Genomic DNA, 26,264 nt, shown 5'->3' on the forward strand with positions numbered 1-26,264 from the left:
ATTCTCCTAAAGGTTGTATTGCTGGGCGTACGCTACCAGCGCATCTTCAAAGATCTTCATCGGGGGGCGCACCAGGCCCGCGCCCACCTGGCCCACGCCGGCTTCGCGATGGGCAATGCCGGTGTTGACGCGCGGCGTGATGCCCAGTTCGACGACTTTGCGGATGTCGATGCCGGTGGGGGTGCCGCGGAATTCGAGCTGTGGGATGGTGAAGTGGCTGTGTTCGGCAATGGTGATCTCGTACATTTCCAATGTGGCGTTGAGCGCGTCCTGCGGCGTGCCGCTCACGAAGGTCACGATGGCAGGTGCAGCCGCCATGGCAAACGCGCCGATGCCGGCCGTCTCGGTAATGGTGCTGTCACCGATATCTGGGTTAGCGTCCTTGCTGGTGAAGCTGGGGAAGTACAGGCCATCCGGTATTTCGGCAGGGGCGGTGAACCACTGCTCGCCCAGGCCGCTAACGCGCATGCCAAAGTCGGTGCCGTTGCGCGCCATGGTGGTGACCATGGTGCTGCCTTCTACCCCGTGAGCGCTGGCAGACATCGCCTTGCAGGCCGCCATGACCGGGTTCAGCACGCTGAGCGCATTGTCGCCCAGCGCCTTGAGCACTTCGGACTCGACTTCGTTGTCCGCCGCCACCTTGGCGATCCAGGGGGCGAGCTTGGCAGTGTAGATGATGGAGCCGGCCTTGTTGCGGTTGTGGCCTTCGTCGCCCATGTGCAGGCTCTCGGCCAATAGGGCGCGGATATCAATGCCGCCGCTGGCTTCGATGGCTTTGGCGAGCAAGGGACCCATGCTGTCATTCATCCAACGCAGCTTGGCGATCACTTCTTCGCTAAAGGCCCCATAGCGCAGCACTTTGCCATAGCCTTCGTTGAGGTTGGAGTACGCTTTGTTGCCGTGAGTCTCGTTCTCAATGATGTAGACCATCATAGAGGACGATGTGACGCCGGCCATCGGCCCGACTGTGTCGTGGTGGTGGCAAGGGTCGAATTCGATCTCGCCTTTTTCCACCAATGCCACAGCTTCAGCTTCGTTCCTGGCGAGGCCTTCAAAGATCAGCGCGCCAATGACCGCCCCCCGCAGCGGCCCAGACATGCGCTCCCAGCTGATGGGAGGGCCGGCGTGCAGCAGAAGATTCGGCTTCATGTCTGGAATGACGTCTTTTGCCAGCGCCACACCCTTAAGGATGGGGCGCGCCTCCATCATTTTGGAAACCGCTTGCTGATTTGCTTTGCTGATGTCTACCATCTCTACCTATTTGCCCTTCATCTTCTCAAGAATACTTGCTAGGCTCTCGTTTCCTCCAGCGGGCGGGCGCCAATCTACTTGTACGGCGTGCGCACCTTGGGCCTGCAAACTGTCGTAGAAGCTTTCCACGCCCACGTTGATGGCTGCCAGCGGCTCGCCGAATGGCTGCAATGGCTTGGCGGCCGAAGATGGAGCAACGGCCAGGCGAGCAGCTACATAATCTACGGCTTGCGAGGTTTCGCGGAAGATGCGTGCGCCGGCAGCCTCCAGCTTGGCGATCTGTTCGCTGGTATGTTGCGGATCATCATCTGTGCCCACTACGAGTGCCACAAACTCCAGGTCTGGGCGCGCTTTGCAGTGCGCTTCAATTGCTGGAGCCAGCTCGCTGGCGGGGTCAGCGTGTGCGCCTTCACCGAGCACAATGTCAAGCAAGATAAGCCCAATCTCAGGGCCTTCAGATTCCTGTTTGAGGCGGCGCAGGCGCAGGTCGTTATCCATCATCGGGTGCAGGCGGCCAACCGTGAACACATCCTCGCCCAGGTCAATGATCGTGTGGGCTTGACTGTGCAAAGGGTCAGCCAGTTTCTGCGAATTGCGTATAGCCACATTCGAATATAGAGGATGCAGGAAATTCTGCAGCCCATTAAGGGCTTCATAGGCCAGCGTACCGCCAGCGAACAGGCCGCGCAAGTAACCCGTGCGCGGTTCGACCGCGGTGGGGCTTATTGCATCCTCGCTCAGGGCTACGGCAATCCGCGCGGCAGAGTCTAGCCCGGTTGCGAAGTGCACATTGCCGATCTGCTCGGCGGGGGCGGCAAAGCCAATGAAAGCCACAACTACAGGCTTCCCAGCTGACTGCGCCACAGTCAGCAGCCGCGCGGAAGTCTGCTCATCCGGTGGCTTGCTGACCAGCACGATGACTTTGGTGCTCTCGTCAGCGGCCAGGTAGCGCAGGCCTTGCAGCATGCTAGCCGCGCCAACCTCCGCTTTGAGATCACGCCCGCCGGTGCCGATGGCTTGCGAGACGCCGCCGCCGTAGTTGTGGATGCCAACGGTGAGCGCTTGCAGGCCAGTGCCGGATGCGCCTACCAGGCCCACCGGGCCGCGGCGCACGCGGTTGGCAAAGCCCAGCCCAACCCCGTTGATGATGGCTGTGCCGCAGTCTGGCCCCATGACCAACAGGCCAAGCTCAGCGGCGCGCTGCTTGAGTGCGATCTCATCGCTGAGTTCAACATTGTCGCTGTACAGGAACACATGCTTGCCGTGGTCCAGCGCCTCATGCGCAACCTTGGCCGCGTAGCGACCGGGCACCGAGATCAGCACCCATTCAGCGGCAGGCAGGTTGCGCACGCCAGCATCCAGGCTGCGTGGGCGGTAGCTTTGATTGCCGCCACCGCTGCTGCGCTGCTTGAGCAGTTCATCTACTTGTGAGAGGGCGGTGCTGGCCTCGGTTTCGCTGGCGGCGCGCACCACAATGAGCAAGTCTTCCGGACGGGCAGCTTTGCCGGCTGCTTCCAGTAGATTGCTGTCAGCCAGCAGCTCCAGATTGGCTGGCGTGGCCATCACCACACCGGCATCTTCTACCCCCGGCAGGGCAGCCAGCTTGCGCTGCAGCTGCATCAATACGACCGAGTCGTAATATGCGCCGGGGCGAACTTCACTTTTAGTTGTACTCATAATGAGCAGCTCACTTGCTCTCCGCCAGGGCAGTTTCGATTTCGGCCCCCCAAGCCAGCAACTGTTCATCCCGGCCGTATGGCGCAATGAGCTGTGTGCCTAGCGGAAGACCGGCTGTGTCCCACCCGGTTGGCAGGCTGAGGGCTGGCATGCCGGCTTGCGTCCAGGGCAGGTTCATCACCGGGTCACCTGTGCTGGCCAGACCTAAGGGGGCGGAGCCTACGGCAGAAGGCGTCAGCCAGAGGTCAAAGCCGTGCAAGTTCATCAGCGCGCCCAGGTCGTGGCGCAGGCCGCGAGCGGCATCTAACGCATTGTCCAAGTCAGCCGCACGAGTTGCCAGGCCTTCTTTGACCAACTCGGCCAGTTTGGGACTATATAGATGAGAATAACGCCCGAACCAGAGTGCGTGGGTCTGGGCGGCCTCAGCGGCCAGGATGAGACGATGGCGCTGCACAACGGGTGCGAATTCATTCAGAGCATTGACACGTTTGACGTGATAACCCGCCTGGCGTAAGCGCTCAGCCACATTTTCAAGATGCGCCAGCATCTCTTTGGAGGCATGGGAAAGGTACTCCCCGGTGGGGATCGCGATGCTGAGTTTGTCCTGGCGCGGAGCGTCGGTCCAATTTTGGATGACTACTTTGGCGGCCTGCTTAATGAACGGAACCTCTTGGGCGAACAGGCCGACGTGGTCCAGAGAAGGCGCCAGCGGGATAACCCCCTCAGTCGAGATGCGGCCGTGGCTGGGCTTGTAGCCCACCACGCCGCAGAACGAGGCAGGGCGAATGATTGAGCCGATCGTTTGTGTCCCGAGGGCAATATCCACCAGGCCCGCGGCGACAGCCGCGGCCGAGCCGCTGCTGCTGCCGCCGGGTGTGTGGTCAGGGTTGTGTGGGTTGCGCGTGGGGCCGGGCGTGAAGTAGGCGAACTCGGTCGTAACGGTCTTGCCCGCCACCAAGGCACCGGCCCGCTTCAGCGCGCTGACTGCAATGGATTCTTTGCCTCCCAAAGCACGCGCCGGCAAGTGGCTGCCCGCTTTGGTTGCGAAGTCATCCACATGGAAGATGTCTTTTACACCAAGAAGCATCCCATAAAGGGAAGGCCGTTTCTCAGGTTGTTTGTATCTCTTCGCAAGCGCGGTGCCTTGACGCTGCAGGCGCTTAAACCGACTATCTTCGCTGACAAAAGCGTGCACCCGAGGCTCGCGCTCGGAATACAAGTTTTCAAATGCATGGAGGCGGCTGAGCAAAGCATCAACCGCCTGGCGGCTGCCGGGCTTGGTCTTCATCTAGCTCTCCGCCTCTCTGAGCTTCTTGGCAGCCAACAGGGTAGCGTCCACAATGTGCTGATAGCCCGTACAGCGGCACAGGTTGCCGCTGATCGCTTCGCGCGCTTCAGCTTCGCTGGGGTTCTTATTCTCCTGCAGGAAAGGCACCAGTGTCATCAGAATGCCTGGAGTGCAGAAGCCGCACTGCAGACCGTGCGCTTCCCAGAAGGCGTTCTGGATGGGGTGCAGCTTGTCTTCACTCACAGCCAGGCCTTCTACGGTGGTGATGTCGTGGCCGTTGGCTTGCACCGCCAGCATGATGCAGCTGCGCACGGGCTTGCCATCAAACAAGATGGTGCACGCGCCGCATACACCATGCTCGCAGCCCACATGTGTGCCGGTGAGCCCGGCTTCATGACGAATAAAGTCAGCCAATAACAAACGCGGCTCAACCCGTTTCTCTATCGTCTTGCCGTTGATGCTTACCTGAATAGGGTGAGTAGGGCTCATGCGTGGGCGGCCTTTGCTCGTTCGGTGGCGGTATGCAGTGCGCGTTCAGTCAGTACAGCTGAAAGATGGCGCTGGTATTCTGGCGTAGCATGGATGTTCCCGTAAGGCGACATATCTTCCTGGCTGGCAATACGGCCGGCTTCTTTGAAGGCGGCCGCATTTGGCGCCTCGCCGGCCAGGCTGGATGCCGCGTTGGCGGCGTCCAGCGGGCCATCGCCCACGTTTAAATACACCAGACGGGCCTCACTGACCTTGTCGTCTGCGCCCAGAGTCACTACTGCGGCCAGTCCCGCCATGGCATAGTCCCCGTGCCGCCGGGCCACCTCGGTGAAACAGTACCCCGTGCGTGCCATTTTTGTCGGGAAAGCGATCTCGACCAGCAACTCGTCGGGCTGCAAAGTCGTGGCGAACAGGCCAGCGAAGAAGTCTTTGGCTTCGATCCAGCGCTCGCCGGCTTTACTCTGCGCCCGGAAGCGGGCGCCCAGGGCCAGCGCTACCACAGGCAGCTCTGAGGCCGGGTCGGCATGTGCCAGGCTGCCGCCGATGGTGCCCCGGTTGCGGATCTGGGGATGGGCAATGTTGGGGATGGCTTCGTGCAGCAGCGGCGCGTGCTCTGCCACCAGCGGGTCGCGCTCCGCCGTAGATTGCAGAGTCATGCTGCCAATGTGTACTGCGCCGTTGGGTTTGGAGATATGGCGCAGTTCAGGCACGTGGTTCAGGTCGATCAATAGGCTGGGCTGTGCCACCCGAAAGTTCATGGCTGGGATCAGGCTTTGGCCGCCCGCCAATGGCTTTCCGTCATCTCCGTGCTCGGCTTTGAGTTCAAGCGCGGCTTCCAGAGTAGTGGGTGCATGGTACTCAAAGGGAGCAGGTTTCATGCGTTCGTTTCGCCATTCTTAGAAAAAAGTGAACACGACTGGAATATTAATCGTACTACAAACTGCTTAACTCAACGAATGCCTGATGGTAGCAAAGGTCGTTTGTCCCTTGCTTGTTGCTCTATTCTTTGTCATCATGGCACATATGAGACCTGTAAGCATTGTCGCCGCTTCTCAGTTGCCAGTGGTGAAGGCAAATCCGGACAGCCTGAGCCAAATGGCATCCTCTGTCATGAGAGACGCCATGCAGAGCGCCGGAGTGATCGGCGTCGAGGCGCTTTATGTCGGCAACATGCTGGCGGATGAGCTGCAGAATCAGAAGCATCTTGGCGCCTTGTTCGCCGATGAAGCTGGCCTGCATGGGGTTGAGGCTCTGCGAATCGGCGCGGCCACGGCGGGCGGGGCCGCCGCGCTGCGAGTGGCCTATCTGGCAGTCGCTAGCGGGGATGTAGACCTGGCGATGGTTGTAGGCGCAGAAAAGATGAGCGAAGGCAGTGCTGTGCCGGCCCTGGCCAAAGCGTTGGACGCCAAGCTGGAAGTGCCGCTGGGCGCCAATATGATCAACCGCAATGCCGAGCTAATGCGTATGTACATTGAGCGCTACAAGGTTCCAAAGAATGGCTTCGTTAATTTTGCGGTCAATGCTCACAGGAATGCCAAGAGCAACCCCTACGCCATGTTCCGCAAGCCGGTCTCCGCGGCAACCGTGCGCGGGTCGCGAGTGATCTATGCGCCGTTGCGCTTGTACGACAGTGCGCCGATCTGTGATGGCGCGGCGGCTGTGATCCTTGCCCCCACGAGCCAGGCACGCGCCTTCACTGAGACGCCAGTGCAAATGTTAGCTTCAAGCGTTGCCACAGACTACTTCAGGCTAGAGGACCGCCCAAGCCCGCTCCAACTGCGTGCAGCGCAGATCTCTGCCGAGAAAGCTTTCAAGGCGGCCAACGTGAAGCACGAAGACATCAGCCTGTTCGAAGTGCATGATGCCTTCACCATCATGTCTGCTTTGCAGCTGGAGGCGGCTGGTTTTGCCGCCCCCGGCCGCGGCTGGCGCCTAGCGCACGAGGACAAGATCGGCCTCAAGGGCAAGATCCCGATCACAACGATGGGCGGGCTGAAAGCGCGCGGTCATCCGATTGGCGCCACGGCGCTGTATCAGACCTGCGAACTGGTGCTGCAGCTCACCGGGCGGGCTGGCAAGAACCAGGTACGCCGGCCTAAGGTTGGCATGATGCAATCGATTGGCGGGGTTGCGTCAACGGTGGTGACGCACATTCTGGGAAACTAAAAACTATCGGGCTGAGTTACTCAGCCCGATAGTTTTTGATGACCTCGGCCATGATGGAGAGAGCGATCTCCTCCGGCGTTTTGGCTTGAATGGCAAGCCCAATGGGCGCATGCAGCCGGGCCAGCTCTTGCTCAGTGAGCCCTGCTTTCAGCAGGCGTTCGCGGCGCTGGGCTTGCACGCGGCGGCTGCCCAGCGCGCCCACGTAGAAGGCTGGGCTGCGCAGTGCCAGCATCAGCGCCGGCTCATCGATCTTGGGGTCGTGGCTCAGCAAAGCGATGGCGGTTGTGTTGGTGATGCCAAGGTCATCGAAGGCAAGCTGCGGCCACACCGGTACCAGCTTGTCTGCGTTGGCGAAGCGCTCTTCGCTCATGAAGGCTTTGCGTGGATCGATCACCACGACGCGGAATTCCATCATGTGAGCAATGTTCACCAAGGCGGCAGCTATATGAGAAGCCCCCACCAGGATCAGAGTGGGGGAGGCGACCAGCGGAGTGACAAAAACTGTACCGTCATTTTCCAGGCTGGGTATGCGCGCAGTGCGCGCTGCCGGGCCGCTGCCACTGTGGGCGAGCACCTGGCCGGCTTCGTCTGCCAGAGTTTGGCCGCCGATCCCGTCGCCCTTGATGATGGTGGCGAGGGTCATCGGCTCGTCTGCTTTGAGGCGAGGCAATAGAAGAGCGAACAGTTGTGTGTCAAGTGGCTGTACGAAGACGTCGATCTCGCCGCCGCAGGCAAGGCCCACTTCCCAGGCAGTGTCATCTTGCACGCCAAAGTGCAGCAACTGCGCTTGGCCGGTTGCAATCACTTCCTTGGAAGTCGTCAGTACTGCGCCTTCTACGCAGCCGCCGCTCACTGAGCCGACCAGGCCACCGCTCTCGCTGACGGCCATGACCGCGCCAGCCTGGCGCGGCGCGGAGCCCCAGGTGGAGATGACCGTGCACAGGGCAACGCGCTCACCCTGGGCCAGCCAGTGCTCCACATCGGGCAGCAGTTCGCGCACGGCAACTCCGCTAGCTGGCTTCGATCTGCTTCTTGGCGCAGTCGAAGAATTCGCCGCTGAGCTTCTGGGTTACGCTGCCCATCATGCGCGAGGCGAGAGCAGCAATGGTGCCCAGCACGCTGATGTCGGCCGTCCAATCCAGCTGAGTTACGCCATTGCCGGCGTCACTCAGCAGCATCGTGGCGGTGGCGTCCACTGCGCTGCCGGGGGCTGCGCCATGGGCTTTCAATGTAGCTTTTGAGGGCGCCACGATCTCAGTGAATTCAAGGTCACCACTGAAGCGCACTTTCAAATTGCCAAGCCCAACGGAGACGGTGCCCTTGAACTTTCTGCCTTCCTCGATCACTTCCAGGCTTTCAAGTCCGGGGGCACATTTTGAAACAAACTCAGGGTTGGTCAGATAGGTAAAAACTTTTTCCTGAGGGGCAGCGATGGTAGTGGATCCTTTTACTTGCATGTCGTCTCCAGGCAAGAATTGAAATGCGCATAGCCAAATCAATTCTAGCGAACAAAAACTTATTTGTTACTTTGAAGTAGCTCAGCCACGCGGGGTGAATCTGCATATACGCCGCGGTATTTCTCCGGCAGTAAGGCGGCAATTTGCGCCATGATCTCATCAGTTTGCGCTTGCAGGAACTCGGCGCGGTTCTCTTTCGGCAGGGGAGGAATAACAAAAGGCTTGCCAGCACTGAGCACGATCTCTGACCGCTTGAGCTTTTTTAGGTTCTGGCCAACCACGCGGTCTTCTGTGCCCCAAAGCGCCACAGGAATTACGGGTGCGCCGCTCTTTGAAGCCAGGTAGGCTACACCGGGCTTTGCATTCTGCAGCGCTTCAGTCTTACTGCGGGTTCCCTCCGGAGCAATGAACAGGATACCCCCGCGATTCAAACGACGTAGTGTTTCCTTAAGAGTCCCGAAATCAGCTTCATAGCGCTCAAGCCATAGGAGATTGAGCGTCTTGACCAGCCAGCGGAAGAAACCATATTTCTTGTACTTTTCCGCAACGACCATGATGAGGTCCTTGCGGTTTACCATGCGGAAAGCGTAGGCGGCATCCAGCATGCCCAGGTGGTTGGCAGCCACTATGGCTTTGCCACCTTCGGCCTGGTTGATGTTGTTCAGGTTATATAGCCGCGTTGAAGTCAATAGCCGCAATGCAAACACGATCACAGTGCGGACAAAATGAAACTTGAACGACTTCAGCATCAGGCGGTTTTCTTTTTCTTTCCGGTTTTAACAGGTGTAGGCGTTGCGCGCAGCTGCACAGGCTTCTGCTTGCGTGAGCGCAAACGCAGATTGAGAAACTCAACAAAGATGGAGAAGCCCATGGCGAAGTAAATGTAACCCTTTGGAATGTGCTGATGCAGGCCTTCAACTACCAAAGAGAAGCCGATCAGGATGAGGAAAGAGAGCGCCAGAATTTTGACGGTGGGATGGCGCTGCACGAAATCGCTAATGAAGCCAACGGTAAGCACCATGGTGATGACCGCGAGCACCACCGCGGTGATCATCACATAGATCGAGTCGGCCATGCCAACGGCAGTGATGACAGAGTCGATCGAGAAGACCGCGTCAAGGAGTAGGATCTGGATCACGACACTGGAGAATGTGACCCCGCGGCCGCCCTTAGCGGTCTTGTGCTCCTCTTCGCCTTCCAGTTTGTCGTGGATCTCGAAGGTACTCTTGGCGATCAGGAACAGACCGCCGGCCAGCAGAATCAAATCGCGGCCAGAGATGGTGAACCCGGCGATGGTGAACAATGGAGCGGTAAGCCCAATGATCCAGTTGATGGAAAGCAGCAGGGCGATGCGCATGAACATAGCCAGGCCCAGGCCGATGCGCTCGGCGCGGTGCTGCTGTTCTTTGGGTAGCTTGGCGGCAAGAATTGAAATGAAAACCAGATTGTCAATGCCCAGCACGATCTCGAGTGCGGTCAGGGTGAGCAGTGCGATCCATGCTTCGGGGGTCGCTAGCAAGTCCATAGCGCGGATTATAAGGCCAAAAGCTAACGTACGAGCCCGGAGAGCATGCTGTTAAGAGCCGCGTCCACAGTTTCCTGAGGGACGAGGAGGTAGATGGCTGATAGGGCTACAGTAGCTAGCACCACCCAGCGCACCCAGCTGGCGCCCTTGGTGACGGCCTTACGGGCGGCCCAGCCAGCGCCGATCATGTTGCCCATACCCAGCACTAGTCCAGCCACCCAGTCCACCTGAGCGTTGTTGGCGAAGACCAGCAGCGAGCTGAAGGTGAACACAAGAATGACCACGATCTTGACGGCATTGGCTCGTACCAGATCGTAGCCAATCGAGAGCACCAGTGCCGCCAGCAGGAAGATGCCAACTCCGGCTTGAATGAACCCTCCATACAAACCGATCACGAACATGCTTAGGCCTTGCATCCAGGTGAAGCCGCTTTTAGGCAGGCTTTGCAGGGTGCCCTGAAGCCAGCGTTCGGGGCGTAACACCATCACGATCAGCATGACCACCATGACTGCGCCAATCACTTGGCGCATCAGGCGCTCATCCAGATTGACGGCGATCTGGGCGCCTATGATGGAGCCGATGACGCTGGGGATGCTCAGCAACATGGCCCCGCGCAGATCGAGTGAGCCGCTGCGCTTGAAGGTGGCGCCGGCCACGATGTTCTGCAGCACCACGCCTACCCGGTTGGTGCCGTTGGCCACGTTGGCAGGCAAGCCAAGGAAGATCAAGGCCGGTAGGGTTATTAGTGAGCCGCTGCCGGCTAATGTATTGATCACACCGGCCACCACACCAGCCAATAGTACAAGGGAGTATTGAGGGATCTGGTCCATAAGAGTGAAATTATAGTCCTGCCGTCTCGCTATCCCCTAATGCCCTAAGTTTCTTGAATGGAGCAAAAGTTTTAATAATCATCATGCTTGCGGGGGAGGGTGGCAACAAGACTGTTAAAAGTTAAAACTTTTGTAGCAGTTTGATACAAACTTACAGCACCTGAGCCGAGAAAGATACAAAAGCAGTGTTCGATGTCAAGGTTTCTATGTTCAGTAGAGCAGGCCAGTCATATGCAAAAAGCTGCACAGCCAGCCTTTTGGTTTCGATAAGTATTATTATCGCAAATTATGCTATACTGGGGAGAGAGAGCTGGATTGGGTTTATGGCTTGAGCCAACAAGCCTATTCGCTCGTAGCGCGCCGAAACTTGATACAGAAACACTATAGTTCGACGAAAAGCGCACCGCAACCACAAAACGAGGCCAAAACTGATGCCCACCCTGACCATTCAAGATGCTGTGGAACGATATCTGGACAGCGTAAAACTGGCCCGGAGCCATAACACGCTGCTGACCTACAAGAAGTCCATGCAGGCCTTCCTGGATTGTATGCGGGCCGAGGGTCTGGCTGCAGATGCTCCTTTATCTACTCTAAACGAGGATGCGGTGGCCCACTTTGCAGCCTATTCAAAGAATAAGTCACCAGCGACCGAGCGCCTACGCCTGCAGGCTGCGGCTGGCTTCTATGAGTTCCTGGCTGCTGAACGCCTGGCGGAACCCAACTTGCCGCGCGTACGCATGCTGATCCGCCAGCGCGGCCGGCGCCCTGGCCCCCGCCTGCCGCAGTTTCCACGTGAAGCAATAGAACAAATGTTGGACTATGCGGATACGCTTGACCGGTTGCCTGCCAAGGATGAAATTGAGGCACTGCGCAATAAGCGCGACAAAGCTTTCATCCTGACACTTGGCGAGACGGGCTTACGCGTGCATGAGGCGTGCAAGCTGACCCGTGGCGACATGCAGATGCAGGAAGGCAAAGCCATCGTGATCGGCAAAGGCAACCAGGAGGCGATGGTGCGCTTTTCGCGCCGGGCGATCGGCGCCATCCGCAGCTATCTGCAGGCCCGTGGCAGCCTGGACAGCGCCAGCGGCCGCCAGCTGGGCAGCCTGCCCCTCTTTGCCCGCCATGACAAAGGCGCCGGCAGCAAGAAGGTCAAAGCCATCACGCCCAGCACCGGGCGTAATATCATTGCCCGCCATGTGGCCTTGGCGCTGGGAGACGAGGCCAAAGGAACAATCTCGCCACACAGTTTCCGCCATTATTTTGTAACTGCGGTGCTGCGCGGCACTGGCGGCAACCTCAAGATGGCGCAGGAATTGGCGCGCCACAAGAACATCCAGGTCACGCAGCGCTACGCTCATCTAAGTGATGATGAGTTGGACCGTGGCTATTATGAAGTCTTTGAAAATTCGGATAATCGCAGCGACTAGCTAAGCCCTGGCTGCCTTATTGGCATACTTTTTACCTTTGAGCTTGTACATTTTCATGTCCGCCAGGCTCACCAGTTTGTCAGGGTCAGTTTCGTCGTCGGGGAAAACGGCCACACCGCAGCTGGCCCCGATCTGCACTGGTTGCTTGCTAATGATGAATGGCTGGCTTAGTGTGGCTTCGATCGCAGTAGCCACTTTTTGTGCTTCGTTGCGCACGATCAAGTCTTCCAAAATAATGCCGAATTCATCGCCACCCAGGCGCGCCAGAGTGTCAGTAGTGCGAAGTGTTTCGCGAAGCCGTTTGGCAACCGCTTTTAACAATAGATCACCCATGGCATGGCCATGCATGTCGTTGACTTTCTTGAAGCCGTCAAGATCAACAAAAAGCACCGCCAGCTTTCGATTGCTTCGTTTGGCGCGTTCGAGCGCACGCCACAAAGCCTCTGGAAACATGGAGCGGTTGTAGAGCCCGGTCAACTCATCGTGAGTGGCCTTGTGATATAGCTCCACTTCCGTGGCCTTGCGAACACGGATATCTCGTCCAATGGCCTGGTAATGCAAGGGAATTCCTTGGCTATTGGAAAACACGCCCGCGTCAACCTCAGCTGGAATGCGCTGCCCCTCTTTCGTGAGGTAAGTGCGCTCATAGATTGGCAGACGCGCCCTGTTGCTAACGGCATTGGTCACCCGGGTGGTGAGGTCGTCTTGCTCTTCTGGCACAACTACTTTGCGGTATGAGGCGTTAATGAGCTCTTTACGTTTATATCCCAGCAGGAGAAGGGCTTCATCATTCACATCCAGGATGATGAGATCCAGATCCGTAATGAAAACCATATCCGTGGTTCGGTCAAACAAGCCTCTAAAGCGCGCCCTAGCAATCTCGGATTCGGCCAGTTGTGCCGCGAGTTTGTTACGGAGATGGAATCCGTTGGCAAGAAAGTAGGTGACCGTGGCCATGACGATATGGGTAGCCACCAATTCCAACCGCGCCTGGGGATGCATTGACTGGCCCAGATCCAGCAAAATCAGGTAGTGAGGCACGGCGAGCATGAACGCGGTAAATGCACCAGGGTATGGGCCAAGCCAAATACCCCAAAAAATACAGGGCACCAGCCCCACTGCCAGGCCTACTGTACCGACATAGCCATACAAGATTGGAACAACGGGAAGATAGAGAAGTAATACCAATACAGCTACCAACCACTTGCGTAGCCGCCCCCCCTGTGTATGTCTAGCGTTTAATAAGTTTTCCATCAGACCAGAAAAACTAACTTGGGTAGGGCTTGTGCTATTATCGTGAAAATTCTTTGTTTTGTACAGATAAACTGATATGGCTATGCGCATATTAGTTTTGGAGCATACCGCTTTTGGTAACAACCGAGCTCATTGTTATTGTCATCCTTATCCTAGTGAACGGCTATTTTGCCGCAGCCGAACTGGCCTTGGTCACCTCTCGCAAGCATCGCCTTAAAATCATCGCCGACCAGGGCGACAAAGCTGCAACTGAAGTTATCAAGGTCAAAGAACGCCCTGGCCATATCCTGGCCACGGTGCAGGTGGGCATCAGCCTGGTCACCTCTTTGGCATCGGCATATGGTGGAGCTTCCATCGCGCCGATCCTCGCGACATGGTTTGCACGAGTGCCGGCTTTGCAGGCGTATGCGCAGCAATTGGCCTTGTTGCTGTTGGTGCTGATGATTACGTATGTCACGTTGATTATCGGCGAGCTGGTGCCCAAGCAGCTTGCTTTGCGCAATCCTGAGCGCATGGCCACACGTCTGTATCGCCCGCTGAAGTGGCTGGAAAAACTAACTTCTCCTCTGGTGAAACTGCTGTCCATCTCAACAGACGCCATTCTGCGGCTGTTGCCCCGCAGCGCGAACTCCCCAAGCACAAGCTCAGAAGAGATCGAGCAGCTGCTGCAACAAGGCCGAGCTGAAGGCGTATTCCAACTGAGCGAAGCAGTATTTGTAAGCGGTGTTTTTGAGTACGGTGACCGCCAGGCCCATGATGTGATGACCTCGCGCACAGAAGTTGCCGCGCTTGATGCCTCGCTGAGCCCAAGAGAAGCGCTCAACCAGGCCGCGGAACGCGGTTTCTCCCGCTATCCGTTATATGAAGGCAATCTAGACAACGTAATTGGCTATGCGCATATCAAAGATCTCATCTGGGGGGACGATACCATTGCGATCAAGGACCTTGCGCGGCAAGTGGTATTGGTGCCAGAAAGTGCTACTCTGCCTGATATCTATAAGCGCCTGACCACCGAGCGTTCGCAAATGGCAATCGTGCTCGATGAACATGGAGGCACTGCGGGTTTACTAACTCTGGAAGATGTGCTCGAAGTTATAGTTGGCGAAATCAACGACGAGTACCAAGTCAGCCGCGGCGACATCAACCCGTTGGGTAAAGGGACCTGGTTGGTAGCAGGCGCTACACCAGTGGACGAGCTCAGTGATGTGATTGGCGTGCAGATCGAAGAAGACGAAGCCTACAACACGGCCGCCGGTCTAGTGATGGCCCTGCTTGGCCGGATTCCTAATGTGGGCGAAGTAGTGCAATACGAGAACCTCAGCTTCACCGTGCGCCAAATGAACAAAATGCGGATCGAGCTGTTGCTTGTCCAGCGCGTGCTGCCAATTCAGCAATAAAGCGATTTTTCTAGCCCGCCCGCTTTTAGCTTGCCTTGACATTCATTTACAATCGATTATATTTACTAACACGCGTAACTAACACGCTTTAGCTTTGACCAATAACAGAGTTACCAGCCACGACGTTGCTAAAGCTGCGGGTGTCTCCCGGGCTACTGTTTCTGTTGTGCTTAATAACCTGTCGGGTATCGCCATCAGCGAGGCAACCCGCCAACGAGTGCGCGATGTCGCCAAGCGGCTCAATTACTCACCAAACTCTGCCGGCCGCAAGCTAGCCAGCGGCAAATCCAACACCATTGGCCTGGTGCTGCGCCAGTCACCTGAACAGGTATATGCAGACGCTTTTCTCACACGAGTTATGTTCGGCATAGAGCAAGCCGCGATGAAACATGGATACCACGTGCTACTGAAGCAGGTTGATCCAGCTGACCCGGTTGGCTATAGCCACCTGGTCAGCGAGAACCACGTGGACGGCATCATTCTGTCTGGTCCGCGCCAGGACGACCCTGATCTCTTGCGCCTGATGCAGGATGGCGTGCACATCATGCTGCTGGGCCAGATGCCCGGCAGCCTCATCCCCTTCGTGGATATTGACGCTACGCGCAGTGCGGAGCAGGCAGTACGCCACCTGGTGCAATTGGGCCACACACGCATTGCCATCATCACCAACGCCAACCTGAGCTACACATCTGCCCGGCAGCGCCGCCTTGGCTACCAGAACGCTTTGGAACAAGCCGGGCTGCAAGTGGATGAGAGCTATGTCAAAGAAGGCAATTACACCCCCGGCAGCGGCCTGGCAGCCATGAACGAATTGCTCACCCTGCCCACCCCGCCCACAGCAGTATTCGTGGCAAGCGATGTTGTGGCCCTGGGGGCCATGCTGGCGGCCAAGAACGCCGGCCTGCGCATTCCGCAGGACATGGCATTCGTCGGCTTTGACGACATCGCATTGGCCGAGTTCTACGACCCCCCGCTCACCACCGTGCGCCTGCCGGGCTACAAGCTGGGCATGATGGCGTGTGAGCGTTTACTCCACTTGCTGAAATGGGGCAAATTGGATCAGCCTGGCTATCTATTCGAAACAGACCTCGTCGTTCGTTCATCAAGCATCGCCACGTCATAATCCTGATTTTTGAAAGCATGCCACTTCACAAAAAAGGAGGTACTGTCGCTAGAAACCGAAACTGAATGCGTCTAAGCTATAAGGCGCGTGCTTCATTGAGTCACTATCCGGAAGGAGAAGTAAGTATGTCCAAGCATTTGAAGTTTTTTCTTGCACTGACCGTGTTCAGCCTGATCCTGGCTGCCTGCGGCGCCGGTGCGCCCGCCCCCACAGAAGCCCCTGCTGAGCCGACGATGGCCCCCTCCACTGATGCGCCGGACGAGCCTATGGACGACATGTGCTACGGCGCAGCCCCTGGCGATGAGGTCACCATTCTCTACCAATGGTCTGGCGCCGAGGAAGAGAGCTTCCACGCTGCCATTGCCCCGATCGTGGAGGCCTGTGGTTTGACCATCGTCCCCGAGTCTTCACGTGATCAGGCTCTGCTGGAAACCCGCATCGAATCAGGTGACGCATGGGATCTGGTGTTCTGGCCCACCGTTGGCCCGATCGGCTCCTATGGCGACCAACTGGTCGCTCTGGACAGCCTGGGTGCGGATGCAGGCAACTACGCCCCCGCCTGGATGGCCACTTCGGGTAGCGGCTGGCTGGGTGTAGCGGTCAAGGCCGACCCCAAGTCCATCGTGTGGTACAGCCCGGTTAACTTTGACGCGTTTGGCTACAGCGTTCCCACCACGTGGGATGACTTTGTCGCCCTGGCTGACCAGATGGTTGCCGACGGCAATGTTCCGTTCTCCATGGGCTTTGAAAGCGGTGATGCCACCGGCTGGACCGCATCCGACTTCATCCAGGACATTCTGCTGGCCACCCAAGGCAGCGCGTATGTGAATGGCATCCTGGATGGCTCGATCGCCTACAATGACGCCGGGGTTGCCGCTGCGTATGAGATCTACAGCGGCTGGGCGACTGACCCGGCTTACGCCGTTGGCGGCGCCGAGGGCTCGCTGAGCACCGGCTTCCTGGATGCGATCATCAAGCCCTTCGGCGATCCGCCCGAGGCGATGATGGTCAAGCAGTCTGGCTTTGCTGGCGGCGTAGTTGCTGACCAGTACCCCGAGCTTGAATTCGGCACTGACTTCAGCTTCTTCCACTTCCCCGGCGCCGATGGCGTGCAGGGCGGTGCGGACTGGATGATGGCCTTTGCCGACACGCCGGCGGTGCGCGCCATTGTGGCGTACCTGACCAGCGCCGAGGGCGGCGCCCACTGGGCCGCCACTGGCTTTGGCCTGTCCCCCAACAGCGGCTCGGCCGGCAACTATGCTGACCCGATCAACGCTGCTTTGGCTGATGTGCTGGCTGGCGCCAGCGCTGCCACGCCTGACATCGGCGACTCCATCCAGCCCAGCTTCGGCTCGGCTGAGTGGCGCGCCATCGTGGACGTGGTGAGCGGCGCTTCCAGCATTGACGCCGCACTGGCGGGTGCAGCTGAAGCTCAGGCTGCCGACCAGGGCAACTAGCGCAACACAACAAAGGCCCCAGGGCAGATGCCCTGGGGCCTTTGGCACCTGGCGGCGCCAGGCTGCAAGCGGAGAGGAGACCTCTTGTGAGTGAGCGCATTCCCAACATCATGCGGCAAGGCCGCATAGCGCCATGGTTGTATCTGGCGCCAGCTCTTATCATTATTCTGGTTTACATTGTTTATCCAGCGTTCAATACTTTCTACCTCAGCCTGCTGGACAAAGATTCGCTGAACTGGGCATCCAGCGCCTGTGTACAGGGCCGCCCCTGCTGGGGCATTTTTGAGAACTATCGCTACGCCTTGACCAGCGAATTAGATACGACCAGTGCCGCCACGATATGGCGTACGTTCTGGATCTCATCCTTTGGCAATAATCTCAAATGGATCCTTGGCCTCGTCACCGGCGCAGTTGCGCTTGGCCTGCTGATGGCCGTGCTCTCGGACAAGGTGAAGTACGAGTCATTGGCCAAATCGGTCATTTTCCTGCCAATGGCGATCTCGTTCGTGGGCGCGGGCGTGATCTGGAAGTTCGTCTACCACTTCGGCACCGACAATACCCAGATCGGGCTGCTGAATGCGATCGTGCGCGGGCTGGGCGGCGAACCCATCTCGTTCATGACGCGCATCCCGCTCAACACCTTCATGCTGATCGTTGTAGGCATCTGGATGTGGGCGGGCTTCTGCATGGTCATCCTCTCGGCAGCCATCAAGAGCGTGCCGTCCGAACTGCTGGAAGCCGCCCGCATGGACGGCGCCACCGAGTGGACCGCCTTCTGGAAGATCACGGTCCCCGTCATCCTGCCGACCATCGTAGTGGTCATCACTACGATGGTGATCAATACGCTCAAGATCTTTGACGTCGTATTCGTGATGACCGGCGGCAACTACAGCACGGATGTGATCGCCAACCGCATGTATGCAGAGATGTACGTCAACCAGCAAACCGGGCGCGGCACCGCCGTGGCGATGGTGCTGGTTCTGGCGATTATTCCCTTTATGTATCTCAACATCAAACGCTTCAGAGAACAGGAGGCTATGCGCTAGCGCATAGAGACACCATGAGCGAACGCATGAAACGCTTCCTGGCCAGCCTGCCCTTGCATGTCATTGTGATCGGCATGGTGGTGCTCTGGCTGCTGCCCACCCTTGGCCTGCTGGTCACCTCATTCCGCCCTGTGCAAGACGCCAACACCAGCGGGTGGTGGACCGCATTCTCGGCCCCCAAGGCTGGCGCCGAGTACACGGAATTCTGCGCCGGCTGCCATGGGCCAGAAGGCGACGCGATTCCGAGCGCGGATTTTAGCGATCCGGAGTACGTGGCGCTGTTTCGCCGCTCGGTGCAGCTGGCCGCCACCTTCAACAACACGTTGCCGGATGGCAGCATCCATGTGCCCGAGGACGAGCGCCCCACTACACAACAGCTCGCCGACATCTTGACCCAGATACGCGGCTTTGCCGGCGTGGAAGAGCGCCCGCGCTTCACCTTGAACAACTATGTGGATGCGCTGGTGGGCTACCGCGGGCGCACCAGCTATGCTGAGGACTGCGCTGCAGGCACACAATCCACCGATCTGACCTGCGATTTCGCAACCGACCTGGGCAACAGCCGTGGCATGGCTCGGGCTTTCGTCAATACGCTCATCGTCACCATCCCGGCCACCATCTTGCCGCTGATCTTCGCCGCCCTAGCAGCCTATGCCTTCTCGTGGCTGCATTTCCCCGGGCGCATGTGGCTGTTCGCGTTGCTGGTTGGTCTGCAGATCGTGCCACTTCAGATGACCCTGGTGCCGATATCCAAGCTGTATCAGCAACTTGGGCTCGGTAGCACCTTCCTGGGCGTGTGGCTATTCCACACGGGCTTTGGCCTGCCGTATGCCATCTTCCTGATGCGCAACTTCATCGGCTCGCTGCCGCGCGATCTGTTCGAGTCCGCCTACCTGGACGGCGCAAGCCACTGGACTGCCTTCACACGCCTGGCGCTGCCGCTTTCGCTGCCGGCGTTGGCATCATTGGCTATTTTCCAGTTTCTGTGGGTATGGAACGATCTGCTGGTAGCGCTAGTGTTCCTCTCTGGCCGCCAGCCGGTGCTGACCTACCAGATCAACGGGCTTGTGCAATCCCTGGGCGGCGGCTGGCACTTGCTGACCGCCTCGGCCTTCCTCTCAATGCTGCTGCCGATGATCGTCTTCTTCGGCTTCCAGCGCTTCTTCGTGCGCGGCCTGCTGGCCGGCGCGGTCAAGGGATAGGAAGCAACAGCCAGCTGATTTAGAATTCTGTCCCTACGTCTTTGCGAGGCGCCGCGAAGCGGCGCAGAAGCAATCCCCGAGCTGAATGGAAAAGCTTGGGGATTGCTTCGCTTCCACTGCATTGCAGTGCATCGCTCGCAAAGACTATCTCAATGCATCTGAGTATTTGGACTCCGGAGTAACCTGTCTCATGCAACCCACACCCCTTTGGTACAAAGACGCCATCTTCTACGAGCTCTACATCCGGGCTTTCAAGGACAGCGATGGCGATGGCCACGGTGACATCCGTGGCGTGATAGAAAAACTGGACTATCTTCAAGACCTGGGCATCAACTGTATTTGGCTGTTGCCGATGTTCCCCTCCCCCCTCAAGGATGATGGCTACGATGTAGCCGACTTCTACAACATCCATCCTGACTACGGCACTCTGCACGATTTCAAAGAGCTGGTGGACGAGGCGCACAAGCGCAGCATTCGCGTAATAGCTGACCTGGTGCTTAACCACACCTCTGACCAGCACCCGTGGTTCCAGGAGGCGCGCAAAGGGCCAGACAATCCCAAGCACGACTATTATGTCTGGAGCGATACCCAGGACAAATACCAAGACGCACGAATCATCTTTTTAGACACCGAGGATTCCAACTGGAGCTGGGACGAAGAAGCCAAGCGCTACTACTGGCACCGTTTCTACTCTTCACAGCCCGATCTGAACTACGACAACCCGGAAGTTCAGGATGCAATGATGCATGTGGCCAAGTTTTGGCTTGATCTAGGCGTCGATGGGTTCCGCTGTGATGCAATCCCCTATTTGATTGAGCGTGAGGGTACCAACTGCGAGAATCTGCCAGAGACCCATCTATATCTTAAAAAGCTACGCCAGTTTGTGGACGAAAATTTTCCTGACAGTATTCTGCTGTCGGAAGCCAATCAATGGCCGGAAGATGTGCGCGAATACTTCGGCGAAGGGGACGAGATGCACATGGCCTTTCATTTTCCGATCATGCCAAGGCTCTTTATGGCTATGCGCAGGGAAGACACCACGCCTATTCGAGAGATCCTGGAACGTACACCCGAGATCCCGCCAAATGCCCAATGGTGCACGTTCCTACGCAACCACGACGAACTCACTCTGGAGATGGTCACTGAAGAGGAGCGTCAGTGGATGTGGGAGCAATACGCACCAGAACCACGCATGCGCCTCAATCTTGGCATCCGCAGGCGCCTCGCACCGCTACTGGACAACGATTTCAGGAAGATCACCCTTGCGAACTCCCTACTTTTTACGTTGCCCGGCTCGCCAATATTGTACTACGGTGACGAGATTGGCATGGGCGATGACATTTGGCTAGAGGATCGCAATGGCGTTCGCACTCCAATGCAATGGAGCAAGGGTAACCAAGCTGGTTTCAGCCCCAGCGCCACGGCATATTCGCCGGTAATCGATTCTGCTCCTTATGATCCGACGCATGTGAACGTTGAAGACCAAATGAGTGATTTAGCCTCGCTTTACTACGTGACAAAAAACATGATTGCGATGCGCAAAACCCACCGCGCCTTTGGCTGGGGCAGCTTTGAATGGGCCAACACTTCGCACCCCACCCAAGTGGCCGCGTATTACCGCCGCCATGAAGGCGAAGAGCTACTGATCCTCAACAACTTGAGCAGTCAGGAAATTGACTTGTGGGTAGAGATCCCGGATCGGCCGCTGTTCTTCCCGCCGCCCAATCTGTTCACGGGTCGCGCCACGGGCGAGCTTGTCGATGGCCGCCTAAGCCTGAAGCTGGCCGGCCACGGCTACGAATGGCTTAAGCTGACGTAGGCTGCGGGAACTCCCGCACCAGCAGCGCAGGCACCTTGGCAGTGATGTCCTTGAGCACCTGGCGATAAATCGGCAGCACCTGCTCCTCGCTGCCGCGGGCAGTTGCGGGGTCAGGGAAGCCGAGGTGCTGCTTGCGGCCGGGGCCAAGCCATACCGGGCAATTCTCGGCCGCGTCATCACACAAGGTCACCACCAGGTCGAAAGCCTGATCCTTGAATACGTCAGGGTGCTTGGGTTGCCCAAGATGCACGATCCCGACTTCGGCTAAAGCTTTGCCGGTGTACGGATTTATCTCTGCTGCGGGTTGAACACCAGCGCTAAAGGCCTGCCACTGGTCACTGAGCCGCGCGTTCACAATCGCTTCTGCCATTTGCGAGCGGCAGGTATTGCCTGTGCACAGGAACAGAACTTTTCTTCGCTGCATTTTGCATCACACCGGTTTAGCCAAACCGGCCGGTAATGTAATCCTCAGTAATTTTTTGTTCAGGGCGCGTAAACATAGTCTTAGTATCGCCATATTCCATCAGCATGCCAGCCCGCTTGCCATCCTCAGACAATGAGAAGAACGCCGTGCGGTCAGACACGCGGGCAGCCTGCTGCATATTGTGGGTCACGATGATAATGGTGTAGGCGGTGGCCAGATCGCGCATCAACTCTTCAATGCGCAAGGTGGCGATCGGGTCCAATGCGGAGCAGGGTTCGTCCATCAGGATGATATCTGGCCGCACGGCGATGGCGCGGGCAATGCACAGGCGCTGCTGCTGGCCGCCGGAGAGCGAAAGGCCGCTCTGGTCCAGCTTGTCCTTGACTTCGTCCCACAGTGCGGCGGCCTGCAGGCTGCTGTGCACCAGTTCATCCATATTGCCTTTGAAACCGTTGATGCGTGCGCCCCAGGCTACATTCTCGTAGACCGACTTGGGGAACGGGTTAGGCTTCTGGAACACCATGCCGATGTGACGGCGCACCTCCACCGGGTCAACATCGGCTTTGTAGATGTTCTGGCCGCGGAAGAGCACCTCACCGGTCGTGTTGACGTTCGGGATCAGCTCGTTCATGCGGTTGAAGGCACGTAAAACAGTGCTCTTGCCGCAGCCTGAAGGGCCAATGATGGCGGTGATGCGGTTAGGTTGAATATCCATACTCACATCACGTACAGCCTGAAAACTGCCGTAGTAAATGCTCAGGTCTTTGGTATCAATGGCTGCGGTTGTGACGGCCGCTGTTGCAGTATCGGTCATGCTACAGGCTCCTGCGATAGCGATTACGCAAAATAATGGCAGTGGCGTTCAGTGTGAGCAGCAGGCCCAGCAGCACCAGGCTTGCGCCGCCAGCCAGATTGCGGAACACGGATTGCGGGCGGGCCGTCCATTGGTAGATCTGAATGGGCAGCGTTGTGAAGTTGGAGAATGGACCTTCGGGATCCACCTGGATGAAGGTGGACGCGCCGATCACGACCAGCGGAGCGGTCTCGCCAATGGCACGCGAGATGGCCAGGATGGTGCCGGTCATAATGCCCGAGATGGCATTGGGAAGCACGTGGTGCCAGACCGTCTCCAAGCGGGTTGCGCCCAGGCCAAAGCTGGCCTGGCGCAGCGAGCTGGGAACCGCCTTGATCGCCTCCTGAGCGTTGATGATGATGAGCGGCAGTACCAGCATGCCCAGCGTCAGCCCCGCAGAAAGAATGGTGCGTCCGTTGGCAGTGCTCGGATCGCTGGCGCCAAAGGCCACCCCGCTGGTGAAGTGCCCCAATGCACGCACAAAAATGGCCAAGCCCAAAATGCCATAGATGATGGATGGCACGCCCGCCAGGTTGGTTATATTGGTCTGGATAATGCGATTGATTAGATTGTCGGGCGCATATTCCTGTAAGTAGACTGCCGCAGCCACCCCTACCGGGAAGGCAAACAGCACCGCGATCGCAATGGTCCACAACGAGCCAAGCACCGCGGTGCGCACACCGGCTATCTCGGGATAGCTCGACTGCGGAGCGCGCAGGAAGTGGCCGTTCAGCCAGCTGCGAAACTCCAGGCGGGCATTGGGAAATTCCTGAGCAGCCGTTTGGCGAATGGCGTCACCATCGGTAAGGGTCTCGAACAGCGACCACTGCGCCACGAACTTTGGCTCAATCACACGCTCCAGGATCAGGTCGTACACCTCCCCCGCTGAGCGCTCGGCAAAGGGTTTCTCAAATTCGTAGCGAGCGAACAAGCCAGCTGAAATGTGCGCTTGCAGTACCTGGATCAGGGTTTCTTTGTCCTGCTCTTCCAGGGGCACGCCATTCACAGCCAAGTCCTGCGGAGGAATGGTGTCTTCTACGGCCACATAACCAAATGAGCCGTTAAGGATGTTGAAGAGCAGTGCACCTAGCGCCACGATGCCCACCAGCAATGCAACCTGAAACACCACCAGCCAGACGCGCCCCCGACGGTGGCGCTGCAGCAGATTAGAGTCGCTCACTCGTACACCTCACGGAAGCGGCGCACAATGTACTGGCTAAAAATGTTGAGTGCCAGAGTCATCACAAAAAGCATGAGACCAATGGCGAAGATGCTGTTGTAATCCAGTGAGTCGTAACTCAGGTCACCGCCGCTGATGCGCACGATATGCCCGGTCATCGTCTCAGCGGCCTGGAATGGATTGAAGGTGAAAGCTGGCCCGGCGCCAGCCGCAAGGGCCACCACCATGGTCTCGCCCACAGCGCGGGAGATGGCCAGGATGGCCGCGGCCGCAATGCCAGAGAAGGCGGCCGGCAGTACGATGCGCACGGCGGTTTCCAGCTTGGTAGCGCCCAATCCGTAGGCAGCTTCACGCAGCGAGCGCGGCACGGCGTTGAGGGCGTCTTCGCTGATGGTGCTCACCAGGGGCAGGATCAGGATACCTATAACGATGCCGGCGGAGGCGGTGTTGTAGATCTGCACGACGTTCTGCCCAAAAATAGTTCGCAACAATGGCGTCATAAAGGTAAGCGCAAAGTAGCCGTATACCACTGTAGGTACGCCAGCCAGGATCTCAAGAATGGGCTTTAGCGTATTGCGCGCCCGTGGGGAGGCGTATTCACTGAGATAGATGGCGGTTGCCAGCCCCAGTGGCAGGGCCACAAGGATGGCGATGCCGGAGACCATCAGCGTGGCGTTCAGTAACGGAAGTACGCCAAACTGCCCAGCGTGCGGCGCCCAGGTGGTGCCGGTAAAAAATTCAGCCAGGCTGGGGTCAACGCCTTTATGTATTACAGCGCCGGCGGCATGCGCGGCGGGCGGCGTATCCTGCGCGCCACGCTCCACAACATAGATGCTGTCTTCGATAGCAATCAGGTGCATTACTTCCTGGTCGAGGCGCAGAGTGTCGCCCTCGCGCAGGGGAGTGCCAATCGGGCCAACCTCGATGCGGGTATCTGTTGGGGCAATGTTGACAACGATGGGTTTATTGGTCAGCTGCCACTGTGTGCGCCCAAAAAAGAGCAGGGATTCTTTACCCAGCTCATAAATAATTCCAGCGGTTACGAAAATGGAGAGCAAACCGCAAACGAACAGCAGGCTCTGGATCACGAGCTCGCGCAGGCGCGGCTTGCGCTTCAGGGAAACAAGGTCAGAGGTGCGAGTGGGAGCCATGGGGCTAGGGGTCGCTGCAGTTTGAAAATGGAATTTCATTATAACTGTCCCAACTCAGGCGATTGGGGCGGCCAGCAGACTGCCTGGCCGCCCCAATCTTGCGAAAGGAGAAGTGACGCTAGCCTAAGCTAGTTGCCCACAGCAGCGTCGAAAGCATCCAGTGCGGCCTGCAGAGCAGACTCGCTGGCCGGGAAGTAACCCACTTCGACGATCTCCTCATTTACAAAAGCGAGGTAGAAGTGAAGGAAGGCTGCCACCTGGGGCTTGCCGTTCAGGATGTCTGCGGTGGTGTACAGGAACAGCGGGCGAGCCAGTCCGTAACTGCCGTCTTCGACAGTGACGTCATCCGGCTGCACGCCATCCAGGCTCAGAATCTTCAGGGTGCTGGCATTCTCGGCATAGTACGCATACCCGAAGAAGGCAACCGCGTACGGGCTGCCCTGGATGCCCTGCACCAACACGTTGTCATCCTCGCTTAGCTGGGTGTTGCTAGCCGCCAGAATGGTACTGGGGTCATTGCCATACACATGCTCAACAAAGTAGTCGAAGGTGCCGGAGTCCGTGCCAGGGATAAAGCGCTGGATGGGCTCATTCGGCCACTCGGGGCGAACATCAGACCAGTTGGTGGCCTCGCCAAAAATCAGGGCCAACTCTTCCGTGGTCACATCGGTGACGAAGTCATTCGCCTGGCTCACAACAACAGAGAGCGCATCCGTGCCGACGCGGAACTCGATTGGCTCACGGCCAATGGACTGGCAGGAAGCAACTTCAGACTCGCGGATGGCGCGGCTGGAGTTGGCAACATCCGTGTCACCGGCAACGCAGAAGCGTTCGATGCCGGCGCCAGAGCCAATGCTATCGATGGTGATGCTGCCGCTGAAGCCTTCATCGCTGAAGCGCTCAGCCATGCGCTCAGTGAGCGGGAACACCGTGGAGCTGCCAGCAGTGATGATGGCGCCCGAAACAGCCAGTGGACTAAACGGGTCCATTGCAGGTGCCGTTGCCTCAGCAGGTGCGGCCGTAGCCTGGCTCGGAGCCTCGGTGGCTGCAGGTGCAGGTGCGCCGCAGGCGGCCAGCAGCACGCCTGCGATCACCAGCGCGGAGAGGCCTAAGTAGAGCTTACGATTCATGGATAGTTCCTCCTTAGGGAACTGAAACAGGGTTTTGAACACAGTCGCATGGTATCAATCGAGGGTTAAGCCCCCCGCGCAACGGATTAAAGGGATTGTTATGAATGTGTTAACT

The 26,264-nt window shown here is 58.0% G+C and carries 24 protein-coding genes; 8 read left to right on the top strand and 16 right to left on the bottom strand.

The features are described 5' to 3' along the window. Positions 1 to 6: 6 nt before the first annotated feature. From KIT08_10830 to KIT08_10850, 5 genes are read right to left on the bottom strand one after another with little or no spacing between them, the layout of a single operon-like run. A complete protein-coding gene (locus tag KIT08_10830; protein ID UYN89577.1) occupies positions 7 to 1,251 on the bottom strand; it encodes a DUF1116 domain-containing protein in 1,245 nt (414 codons plus the stop codon). Between the two features lie 6 nt (positions 1,252 to 1,257). Continuing rightward, positions 1,258 to 2,928, bottom strand: a complete 1,671-nt coding sequence (fdrA, locus tag KIT08_10835; protein ID UYN89578.1) for an acyl-CoA synthetase FdrA — start codon at positions 2,926 to 2,928, stop codon at positions 1,258 to 1,260. 10 nt (positions 2,929 to 2,938) lie between these two features. After that, the gene (locus KIT08_10840) at positions 2,939 to 4,216 is read right to left on the bottom strand and encodes an amidase (protein UYN89579.1); all 1,278 of its coding nucleotides are present in this window, start codon (positions 4,214 to 4,216) and stop codon (positions 2,939 to 2,941) included. Further along, a complete protein-coding gene (locus KIT08_10845) occupies positions 4,217 to 4,705 on the bottom strand; it encodes a (2Fe-2S)-binding protein (protein UYN89580.1) in 489 nt (162 codons plus the stop codon). Beyond that, positions 4,702 to 5,583 (bottom strand): xanthine dehydrogenase family protein subunit M, encoded by an 882-nt coding sequence (locus KIT08_10850; GenBank protein ID UYN89581.1) that lies wholly within the window; start codon positions 5,581 to 5,583, stop codon positions 4,702 to 4,704. The genes KIT08_10845 and KIT08_10850 overlap by 4 nt, the downstream gene beginning before the upstream one ends. A gap of 145 nt (positions 5,584 to 5,728) precedes the next feature. Between KIT08_10850 and KIT08_10855 the strand changes: the two genes are divergently transcribed. Continuing rightward, complete coding sequence (locus KIT08_10855; GenBank protein ID UYN89582.1) at positions 5,729 to 6,871, top strand: thiolase domain-containing protein; 1,143 nt, start codon at positions 5,729 to 5,731, stop codon at positions 6,869 to 6,871. 16 nt (positions 6,872 to 6,887) lie between these two features. Here KIT08_10855 and KIT08_10860 read toward each other — a convergent pair whose 3' ends face one another. From KIT08_10860 to KIT08_10880, 5 genes are read right to left on the bottom strand one after another with little or no spacing between them, the layout of a single operon-like run. Then, positions 6,888 to 7,871 carry an XdhC family protein gene (locus KIT08_10860; GenBank protein ID UYN89583.1) on the bottom strand — a complete coding sequence of 328 codons (984 nt, stop codon included), beginning with the start codon at positions 7,869 to 7,871 and terminating at the stop codon, positions 6,888 to 6,890. Positions 7,872 to 7,881: 10 nt separating this feature from the next. Then, entirely contained in the window at positions 7,882 to 8,328 is a 447-nt protein-coding gene (locus KIT08_10865) for a carbon monoxide dehydrogenase subunit G (GenBank protein UYN89584.1), read from the bottom strand. Positions 8,329 to 8,387: 59 nt separating this feature from the next. Beyond that, positions 8,388 to 9,077, bottom strand: a complete 690-nt coding sequence (locus KIT08_10870; GenBank protein ID UYN89585.1) for a 1-acyl-sn-glycerol-3-phosphate acyltransferase — start codon at positions 9,075 to 9,077, stop codon at positions 8,388 to 8,390. Continuing rightward, positions 9,077 to 9,853 (bottom strand): TerC family protein, encoded by a 777-nt coding sequence (locus KIT08_10875; protein UYN89586.1) that lies wholly within the window; start codon positions 9,851 to 9,853, stop codon positions 9,077 to 9,079. Before KIT08_10875 ends, KIT08_10870 begins: the two co-directional genes overlap by 1 nt. 23 nt (positions 9,854 to 9,876) lie before the next feature. Next, the gene (locus KIT08_10880; GenBank protein ID UYN89587.1) at positions 9,877 to 10,683 is read right to left on the bottom strand and encodes a sulfite exporter TauE/SafE family protein; all 807 of its coding nucleotides are present in this window, start codon (positions 10,681 to 10,683) and stop codon (positions 9,877 to 9,879) included. Positions 10,684 to 11,114: 431 nt separating this feature from the next. Here KIT08_10880 and KIT08_10885 point away from each other — a divergent pair, with 431 nt between their 5' ends. Continuing rightward, positions 11,115 to 12,113 (top strand): tyrosine-type recombinase/integrase, encoded by a 999-nt coding sequence (locus tag KIT08_10885; protein ID UYN89588.1) that lies wholly within the window; start codon positions 11,115 to 11,117, stop codon positions 12,111 to 12,113. Here KIT08_10885 and KIT08_10890 read toward each other — a convergent pair whose 3' ends face one another. After that, positions 12,114 to 13,457, bottom strand: a complete 1,344-nt coding sequence (locus KIT08_10890; protein ID UYN89589.1) for a GGDEF domain-containing protein — start codon at positions 13,455 to 13,457, stop codon at positions 12,114 to 12,116. It lies immediately after the preceding gene. A 23-nt stretch (positions 13,458 to 13,480) separates the two neighbouring features. Here KIT08_10890 and KIT08_10895 point away from each other — a divergent pair, with 23 nt between their 5' ends. The 6 genes from KIT08_10895 to treS all read left to right on the top strand — a co-directional run bounded on the left by KIT08_10895 (position 13,481) and on the right by treS (position 21,411). Further along, on the top strand, positions 13,481 to 14,764 hold the full coding sequence (locus tag KIT08_10895; GenBank protein UYN89590.1) for an HlyC/CorC family transporter: 1,284 nt from the start codon (positions 13,481 to 13,483) through the stop codon (positions 14,762 to 14,764). Positions 14,765 to 14,858: 94 nt separating this feature from the next. Further along, positions 14,859 to 15,887, top strand: coding sequence for a LacI family DNA-binding transcriptional regulator (locus KIT08_10900; GenBank protein ID UYN89591.1), 1,029 nt, complete (start codon positions 14,859 to 14,861; stop codon positions 15,885 to 15,887). A 125-nt stretch (positions 15,888 to 16,012) separates the two neighbouring features. Next, on the top strand, positions 16,013 to 17,344 hold the full coding sequence (locus KIT08_10905) for a carbohydrate ABC transporter substrate-binding protein (protein ID UYN89592.1): 1,332 nt from the start codon (positions 16,013 to 16,015) through the stop codon (positions 17,342 to 17,344). 86 nt (positions 17,345 to 17,430) lie between these two features. Continuing rightward, positions 17,431 to 18,390, top strand: coding sequence for a sugar ABC transporter permease (locus tag KIT08_10910; GenBank protein UYN89593.1), 960 nt, complete (start codon positions 17,431 to 17,433; stop codon positions 18,388 to 18,390). Positions 18,391 to 18,404: 14 nt separating this feature from the next. Then, on the top strand, positions 18,405 to 19,592 hold the full coding sequence (locus KIT08_10915; protein ID UYN89594.1) for a carbohydrate ABC transporter permease: 1,188 nt from the start codon (positions 18,405 to 18,407) through the stop codon (positions 19,590 to 19,592). A gap of 190 nt (positions 19,593 to 19,782) precedes the next feature. Next, positions 19,783 to 21,411 (top strand): maltose alpha-D-glucosyltransferase, encoded by a 1,629-nt coding sequence (gene treS, locus KIT08_10920; protein UYN89595.1) that lies wholly within the window; start codon positions 19,783 to 19,785, stop codon positions 21,409 to 21,411. Here the strand turns inward: treS and KIT08_10925 are convergent. From KIT08_10925 to KIT08_10945, 5 genes are all read right to left on the bottom strand, one after another. After that, the gene (locus KIT08_10925) at positions 21,398 to 21,835 is read right to left on the bottom strand and encodes an arsenate reductase ArsC (protein UYN89596.1); all 438 of its coding nucleotides are present in this window, start codon (positions 21,833 to 21,835) and stop codon (positions 21,398 to 21,400) included. The two genes, treS and KIT08_10925, sit on opposite strands and share 14 nt — an antisense overlap. Positions 21,836 to 21,851: 16 nt before the next feature. Further along, positions 21,852 to 22,649: a phosphate ABC transporter ATP-binding protein gene (gene pstB, locus KIT08_10930; protein ID UYN89597.1), complete on the bottom strand. Its 798-nt coding sequence runs from the start codon at positions 22,647 to 22,649 to the stop codon at positions 21,852 to 21,854. Position 22,650: 1 nt separating this feature from the next. Beyond that, entirely contained in the window at positions 22,651 to 23,868 is a 1,218-nt protein-coding gene (pstA, locus tag KIT08_10935) for a phosphate ABC transporter permease PstA (protein UYN89598.1), read from the bottom strand. Further along, entirely contained in the window at positions 23,865 to 24,728 is an 864-nt protein-coding gene (gene pstC / locus KIT08_10940; protein UYN90811.1) for a phosphate ABC transporter permease subunit PstC, read from the bottom strand. Before pstC ends, pstA begins: the two co-directional genes overlap by 4 nt. 419 nt (positions 24,729 to 25,147) lie before the next feature. Further along, entirely contained in the window at positions 25,148 to 26,149 is a 1,002-nt protein-coding gene (locus KIT08_10945; GenBank protein ID UYN89599.1) for a PstS family phosphate ABC transporter substrate-binding protein, read from the bottom strand. Positions 26,150 to 26,264: the final 115 nt, after the last annotated feature.

This window comes from Anaerolineales bacterium, assembly GCA_025808555.1.
Lineage (GTDB): Bacteria > Chloroflexota > Anaerolineae > Anaerolineales > UBA11579 > JAMCZK01.